The organism is Mycobacterium sp. (assembly GCF_049281135.1).
GTDB lineage: Bacteria > Actinomycetota > Actinomycetes > Mycobacteriales > Mycobacteriaceae > Mycobacterium.
This window is the reverse complement of record NZ_JBAPRN010000372.1, coordinates 1-7,128: the sequence shown is the minus strand read 5'-3', so window position 1 is coordinate 7,128 and position 7,128 is coordinate 1. Positions and strand designations below refer to the sequence as shown.

11 protein-coding genes are annotated in these 7,128 nt (G+C 64.9%); 2 read left to right on the top strand and 9 right to left on the bottom strand.

Annotated elements, in window-relative coordinates:
- The 4 genes from WAN02_RS15050 to pcaC all read right to left on the bottom strand — a co-directional run.
- A partial coding sequence (locus tag WAN02_RS15050) for a nitronate monooxygenase (RefSeq protein WP_422265000.1) occupies positions 1-477 on the bottom strand: 477 nt, incomplete at its 3' end.
- 4 nt (positions 478-481) lie between these two features.
- The gene (locus WAN02_RS15045; protein ID WP_422264999.1) at positions 482-823 is read right to left on the bottom strand and encodes a cupin domain-containing protein; all 342 of its coding nucleotides are present in this window, start codon (positions 821-823) and stop codon (positions 482-484) included.
- Positions 824-863: 40 nt separating this feature from the next.
- A complete protein-coding gene (locus tag WAN02_RS15040) occupies positions 864-1,139 on the bottom strand; it encodes a hypothetical protein (protein WP_422264998.1) in 276 nt (91 codons plus the stop codon).
- A 12-nt stretch (positions 1,140-1,151) separates the two neighbouring features.
- A complete protein-coding gene (pcaC, locus tag WAN02_RS15035) occupies positions 1,152-1,544 on the bottom strand; it encodes a 4-carboxymuconolactone decarboxylase (RefSeq protein ID WP_422264997.1) in 393 nt (130 codons plus the stop codon).
- Between the two features lie 132 nt (positions 1,545-1,676).
- Here pcaC and WAN02_RS15030 point away from each other — a divergent pair, with 132 nt between their 5' ends.
- Positions 1,677-2,333, top strand: a complete 657-nt coding sequence (locus WAN02_RS15030) for a DedA family protein (protein WP_422264996.1) — start codon at positions 1,677-1,679, stop codon at positions 2,331-2,333.
- Between the two features lie 502 nt (positions 2,334-2,835).
- The gene (locus tag WAN02_RS15025) at positions 2,836-3,276 is read left to right on the top strand and encodes an anti-sigma factor antagonist (RefSeq protein WP_422264994.1); all 441 of its coding nucleotides are present in this window, start codon (positions 2,836-2,838) and stop codon (positions 3,274-3,276) included.
- A gap of 14 nt (positions 3,277-3,290) precedes the next feature.
- On the opposite strand, the gene WAN02_RS15020 is transcribed toward WAN02_RS15025, so the two are convergent.
- The 5 genes from WAN02_RS15020 to WAN02_RS15000 all read right to left on the bottom strand — a co-directional run.
- Entirely contained in the window at positions 3,291-3,905 is a 615-nt protein-coding gene (locus WAN02_RS15020) for a maleylpyruvate isomerase family mycothiol-dependent enzyme (RefSeq protein WP_422265002.1), read from the bottom strand.
- A gap of 30 nt (positions 3,906-3,935) precedes the next feature.
- Positions 3,936-4,724, bottom strand: coding sequence for an SDR family NAD(P)-dependent oxidoreductase (locus WAN02_RS15015; RefSeq protein WP_422264993.1), 789 nt, complete (start codon positions 4,722-4,724; stop codon positions 3,936-3,938).
- Positions 4,725-4,756: 32 nt separating this feature from the next.
- On the bottom strand, positions 4,757-5,890 hold the full coding sequence (locus tag WAN02_RS15010) for an acyl-CoA dehydrogenase family protein (RefSeq protein WP_422265001.1): 1,134 nt from the start codon (positions 5,888-5,890) through the stop codon (positions 4,757-4,759).
- An 87-nt stretch (positions 5,891-5,977) separates the two neighbouring features.
- Positions 5,978-6,340 (bottom strand): hypothetical protein, encoded by a 363-nt coding sequence (locus tag WAN02_RS15005; RefSeq protein ID WP_422264992.1) that lies wholly within the window; start codon positions 6,338-6,340, stop codon positions 5,978-5,980.
- A 153-nt stretch (positions 6,341-6,493) separates the two neighbouring features.
- Positions 6,494-7,128 (bottom strand): MAP_0585 family protein (locus WAN02_RS15000; protein WP_422264991.1); only part of this gene is annotated, 635 nt, incomplete at its 5' end.

Here is a 7,128-nt window from a genome sequence, read left to right as displayed (position 1 = left end):
GTCCAGCACCGCGTCGAGCAGCGGCAGCGTGCCGATCGTCGCATCCCCGTGGCCGCCACCTTCGCTGCCGCGAGCCACGATCAGGTCGATCCCGGCGTCTTGCGCTCTGCATGCCTCGGCCCCGTTGTAAACCTGCGTAGCAGCTGCGATTCCGGCATCGTGCACGCGGCTCACCCAGGACAGGTCGGTGCCGAAGCTGACCGAGATCAGCACCGGCTGCGCGGCGAGTGCAGCCTCGAAAAGGCCCACCTCTTTTCGCATCACCCAGTCCACTAGGCCGATTCCGAATGTCTCTGCCACATGCGGCAATTCGGCGTGCAACGACGACGTCGACCCTGCGGTGCCCATGCCGACCATGCCCAGTCCGCCCGCGGCGCTGACCTCGGCGGCCAGGCGTCCACCGGCTACGCCTCTCATGGGGGCGTTGACGATGGGCACGCGCAGGCCCATCGCCCGAGACCAGGGCGTCGACAGCATCGGGCTAAACCGAAGGGAGGCTTTTGAAGACGGTCAGCATGACCACCGAATCGTCTACTGCCTGTAGGGAATGCCGTTGCGGAGGAATGACCACGTAGTCGCCGGTCTTGCCATCCCAACTGTCGGCGCCGGCGGTCAGGTGCACATGTCCCTGCAAGACCTGCAGCGATGCCTGCCCGGGACTGTCGTGTTCGGAGAGTTCCTGCCCGGCAAGTAACGCCACCAGGGTCTGCCGCAGTTCGTGGGTGTGTCCGCCATGCAGAGTGTGCGAGGCGCGGCCACTGCGTGCCTGCCGCGCCTGGTTGAGTTGTTCTGCAGCCAGGCTGGTCAGCGAAACGGAGTCCATCATCAGTCCTTTGGTCGGCCCAGAGCTCTTCGGAAGTTCCTTAACTGGATAGTAGAAGAAGTCCGGCCGCGGCCAAGGCCAGCACCTTGATTGCCTCGAGTCCGACGTAGACGTAATGACCTCGCGAGCGCGGTGTGTCCAAGCCGGCCAGCAGCTGATCTGAACAGCGGGTCAGACCCGGCCGGACCATCACGATCTGGACAGCCAGCACCACGAATGCCACGACCGATGCCGCTATGACGCCGGCCGACGGTGGGCACGCGATGCTGGTCGCCACGATGACGATCGCGAGATCGACGGCCCGCACGGGGCTCACTTCAACCGCTCGTCACCGCGAATCAGGTTGCCCGTCAGCTTCATCGAGCACCCGCTGCGCGACGCGGAACGCGGCATTGGCATCCGGGACGCCGCAGTACACGGCCGCCTGCAGCAGCACTTCTCTGATCTCCTCGCGCGACAATCCATTGCGCAGTGCGCCCCGCAGGTGCAGGGCGAGCTCGTCGAGGTGCCCGCGGGCGATGAGCGCTGTCAGCGTGATCACCGAACGGCTCCGGCGATCCAGGCCGGGTCGCGCCCAGATTGTGCCCCAAGCGAATTCGGTGACGATCTGCTGGAAGTCCCGGGTGAAGTCGGTGGTCTTGGCGTTCGCCTGTTCCACATAGCTGTCGCCGAGCACTTCGCGACGCACGGCCATGCCCTCGTCGTAACGGCCAGTGGTCATGTGGCTCCCGATCTGCCCTGGTAGTCAGCCGCGATGCGGGCCGAGGCGCCGACAGCCCGCTGCGCCGTTGTTCGCATGACGGAAAGGTACCGCCGCCGTAACGTGCTGTGAAAGGTCGGGCATCCTTAACCCATGACCGTGGATGCGCTCCTGCAGTCGATCCCTCCGCTGGCGGTGTACGGGATGGTCGGCGCCGTCGTCGGCGTGGAGAGCCTGGGTATTCCGCTGCCCGGTGAAATCGTTCTGGTCAGCGCGGCGCTGCTGTCGTCGCGGCACGAGCTGGCGGTCAACCCGGTCGGTGTCGGCGCTGCCGCCGTGATCGGCGCCGTGATCGGCGACTCGACCGGCTATGCCATTGGCCGCCGCCTAGGGCTGCCGCTGTTCGACCGGCTGGGTCGGCGCTTCCCACACCATTTCGGTCCCGGACATGTCATGTTCGCTGAACGGCTGTTTGATCGCTGGGGCGCACGGGCGGTTTTCTTCGGACGCTTCATCGCGCTGCTACGGATATTCGCCGGGCCATTAGCCGGGGCGCTGAAAATGCGCTACGCAAAGTTCTTAGTTGCAAACGTGTCGGGCGCGCTGTGTTGGGCCGGCGGCACCACAGCGTTGGTGTACTACGCGGGCATAGCCGCTGAACGCTGGCTGACTCGATTTTCTTGGATCGCTTTACTTCTCGCCGTCGTGTTCGGGGCGATCGCTGCAATCCTGCTGCGAGAGCGCACGTCCCGCGCGATTGCCGACCTCGAGGCAGAACACTCCGACGAGTCCGACCCCACCGCCGCATGAACGCCGTCGGGACTGGAAAACGTCCCACACATTTCGTCATCGTCGTCGATGCCGGCCACTCATGGCATAGCAAAGGATCCATTCCTCTTTTCAATATCGGACAAAAAATCCGCCGGTAATTGCGCATCTACGTTTCTAGATTTGCTAAACAGCTACCTGGGCAACCTGAACCGCGGCGTCGCCCGAGACAGTCGCGGTATGCGGCGTTGAGCGGTGCGAATGAAAATCGTTGTACGCCTGCAGGTTTGCTGATGTAGGGAGTTCGTCACGTTGCTTCTGACCACGCACATAATGGCGATATCTACGCTCGGGATCCCCCGATAAAAGTTCGCTCATTAGATCCCGGTTCGCGGCGTTCTCACCCAATTCTCAGGCGGTTTCGCATGGACAGTTCGATGCCGTTCTGTTATAAAGGTTATATCTCCTAACTGAACGTCAGTCTTAAGCTTCTAGGGCCGGCTTCCCTATCGAGGCGCGGAGCGCCTTCGGATCAGGAGCACTTATGAGCACTTTTGCTATTGCCGACCCTTCTTTCCATCCGTTGATGCTGAGCAGTCGGTTGATTTCTGAACTGGCGCAAGCACGGAGCACCCTGCGAGCGACGACCGAACGCTGCGACTTGGCCGTGATCGTCAGCGCCGGCGGTGAACTGGACGCATCCAACGACGCCATTTGGCGACGCCTGCTGAGCGAGGCGGCAGCAGCCGCCGCTGCCCCTGGACCGCTCGTGGTGGACATCAGCGGCCTGGACTTCATGGGGTGCTGCGCATACTCCGCGCTCGCCGAGGAGGCAGAGCGCTGTCGTGATCGCGGAGTCGAGATGCGGCTGGTGAGCAACCAGCCGGTCGTCTCCCGGATCCTGAAGGCGTGTGGTCTCAGTGAGACGCTGCCCGTCGATATCAGCGTGGACGCTGCGCTGTCGACGTGCATCCTCGTCGACTGACGCGCGTTGGTGCTCTAGCCGCAAATGCGCTGGGTTAGAAGCTCTTTACCCGGCCCGGTCAATTGACTGAAGGCGTCCGGCCGCGCGGCCATCGCCATCAACAACGCTTCTGCCGGGCCAGTGACCTCGAGTCCGTCACCGTGATTCCAGTCCAGGTCGGTGGCGACCAGTCGCACGCCACGAGTTCGGTGGGCGCCGCGAGTCGCCGGCGACGTCAGGGCATAGTTCAGCACCCTGCGCAGGCGGTCCGGCGGGATGACCCGCTGCTGACCGAGCGGCCGCCGGATGTCCTGGTGATGGATCATGCCGTCGACCAAGGCGATCATGCCTCCGAATGCCGAAGTGAGTCCTCGCGGCGGTATCGAGGCACGCATCAGCTGCGTGAGCTCTTTGGGCTCGCGCGGCGCGTACTCGGCGACACCGAGCGCGTTGATCCGCAGGGGCCGCAGCCCACCCTTGGCAAACCGGCGCACTACCTGCCAGCGGCTCAGTTCTTCGTAGCTGACGACGTGTGCGACGACGTCGCGCACTCGCCAGAGCTCGCACAAACTCGGTTGCTCCCATTGCTCTCCGGAGAGTCCATCGAGGAAATCGACAAAGTCCTGGCGTTCCTCGCACGCTAACTGCATCGTCGACTTGTCCGACATGAACCCGCCCCCTCAGGTCGGAAATCCGAAGAGCTGCACCACCCCGTGATCGCGGCCGGCTGTGTAACCGCCATCCACGGCGATTGCCTGGCCGCTGACGAAGGACGCATCGGTCGACACCAGGAAAGCCGCCATCGCGGCGATCTCCTCTGGGCGGCCCATCCGCTGCAGGGCGTGCTCCTCGGTGACCGAGGCTCGCGGTCCTTCCATCCCCGGCAAGCCGAAAACGCTTTCGGTTAATGGTGTTTCGATGAAGCCCGGGCAGATCGCGTTGGCCCGGATACCGCTTGGGCCGTAGTCGAGCGCGATGTTCTTGGTGAGCATCACGACACCACCCTTGGCGGCGTTGTAGACGCTGCCACCCGCGGTACCTTCCAGACCTTCGATGCTGGCCAACGTCACGATCGAACCCCGTTCGCCGTCGACCCGGGGTTGTTCGATCATTCGGGCCAGAGCCGCTTTTGCGACGAGAAAGGTGCCGGTGAGGTTGATCGCGATCACCCGTTCCCATTCGGCGCGGTCCAGCAGATGCACCGGGCCTCCGCCCGCGACCCCGGCGGCGTGCACCACGCCGTCGAGCCGGTCCGTCACAGCGGTGAACACGGCTCCGACTGCGGCCTCGTCAGTGATGTCGGCGGCCACGAACCGGAAGTCGGGGCCAAGGTCAGGAGGGGCAGCCAGGTCGGCGCCGACGACACTGCCGCCTTCGGCCAGCAGTCGCTCGGCGGTAGCCAGGCCAATCCCCGACGCCGCACCGGTGACGACGAACGTGCGTGAACGGGCGCGATCGACGCTCACCATGGCTAATCCTCTCGAATTGGGCCGCCCCGCAATCAGAGTCCGAATTGGTCATCGATGATGCCCAGCCAGATCTGCGCGACGTCCATTGCCACCTTCTCGCTGATGAACGCGTGTTGGGTGCCGGTGTAGATGTCACGGAATGCGCGCTCGAGTCGGCTACCTTCGCGGATCGCGGTGGTCCCAGCCGCCAGATGCGCCCATTCGGCGGCCGCCCGTGCAGTGTCGGTGGCGTACACCGCCGCCACCCTCATGTCGGCGCGCAACTGGGGCGTCAAGTCGTTGCCTGCGTCAACCGCTGCCTCTGCCGTGGAAAAGGCGTCGATGACCAGCAGCCGAGCCGCCCGCCAGGCAGCCACGTGGTGGGCGAGACCCTTCTGGAAGGTCTGACGGCTGGCCAGCGTCGCCATATCGCTCATCCGCACCTTCGTGGCCGCGAGTTCCTCGACGTCGTCGAGCATGCTCTTGGCGACCCCGAGGGCGAACGAGGCGTGGCCGGCAGCGGTGATGGGCATCAGGCCCATCCGGCTGGCTGGCGAGCTTCCGCGGAAAGGCTCACGGGCGAACAGCGGCATGGTTCGACATTCCGGCACGAACACGTCGGCGACGTTGTAGTCGTACGAGCCGGTGCCCTTGAGCCCCTGGACATGCCATCCGTCGGTGAAGTTGACGTCCTCGCGAGGCAAGAACGCGACCCGCATGTCGGGAATGCCCTCACTGACCCAACGCATTTCACCGTCGTCCATCGGGAAGAAGCCGGCGCCGATGTAGGCCGAGTGTCCGGTGCCGGAGCCGAAACTCCACGCACCGCTCAACCGGTAGCCGCCGTCGACTGCTGCTCCCTGACCGTTGGGAAAGTACTGACCGCCGATGGTGATGCGGCTGTCGTTCCTGGTGAATATCTCATCGAAGCCCTCGTCGGAAAGGTAGGTGGCCGCGGCGAACGTCGACGGCAGGTTGGCGATCCCGATCCAGCCGAAAGAACCGTCCTGCCATGCCATTTCGATCCAGGTATCGATCATCTCCTCGAAGGACGGCTCGACTCCGCCGGCTGCCTTCGGGTTGAACGCCACCATCAGGCCAGAGGCCCACATCTCGTCGACGATCGCCGGCGAGAGCGTTCGTAAACGTTCGGATTCCGCAGCCTCGGCGGAGACCAGGTCGCGCATCCCACGAGCTCGATCCAGTACCGACACGTCAGCCACACTCCTTTGGGTCTGCTGCCTTACATCATCGGCGATGAAGCTCGATTCGCGTCACTGATTGGCTTCCGGCCACCTATCGCTAGGCGGGAACACCGTCTGCTTACGCCCTGTCCAATCCTTCACTCGCGCTTTTTCCGCTGCTCTGGCCTTCGCCTCCGCCTTTTTACGTGCCTCGAAGGGTTCGTCGTCAGCGTCTTCGTCGTCATCGGGGTTGTCGTCGACCTCGAAAACGACTTCGTACCACCGCTTGTGGGGCTGCATCCGCGTGTCCACGTCACCCGTCGGGGTCGCGCGCTTGATCTGAATGTTCTCCAGGCTCGGATCACGTCGGGAAATGAATAGTTCGAGCGCCTCCCCTAAGTCGCGTCCGGTGAGACTGACATCTGCGAGCGCCCTACCTTGGTACGTAGCCACGCCGGACATTCTTGCACCGGACTCTCGCCGTATGCATTCTTTCCAGCCGCGACGCGGCGACTCGGGGCCGTTTCGCGGACCGGGCCAAACACGACGAACCTCTCGTCTTCGTAGCTAGTGCATCGAAGACGAGAGGTCAGTCGTGCGCTTGGGTCAGTACAGCGGGACCCAGAGACCGAAGAGCCAGAAGCCCCAGCCGCCGAACAGCGGGTTGAACACCGGAATCGCGTTGTACCCGCTGTAACTGAACGGCCCGAAATCGCGCTGCGCGATTGCGAGATCGCGCGCCGGCCCGTTCCATGGGCTGTTCCAACCACCGGGAGGCGGAGGCCCGCCCCAGCCACCTGGAGGCGGCGGTCCGTCCCAGAACGGCGGCGGAGCACCGGGCGGAGGCCCACCGTTCCAGCCGAATCCGTGTTCCCGGGGTGGAGGCGGCGCCCCGTGATCGGGCGCGCTGAACCCGTGGGGGACGTCCCTGGGGCCGCCCATCTGGGGTCCAGGCCGGTCGTAGAAACCGTGTTGGACGTATGGCGGCGGTGGCGGTCCACCGGGACCACCCGGCCCGTGAGGTTCGGGGCCACCGGGGCCACCGGGACCACCGGGGCCACCGGGGCCGCCAGGCCCGCCCGGTCCACCAGGCTCATGAGCTCCACCCGGTCCGCCGGGGCTGCCAGGTGCGCCAGGTCCGCCGGGGCTGCCCGGTGCGCCAGGTCCACCAGGACCGCCCGGCCCACCAGGGCCGTGGCCACCGGGACCACCGGCGCCACCAGGCGCGCCAGGTCCAGCTC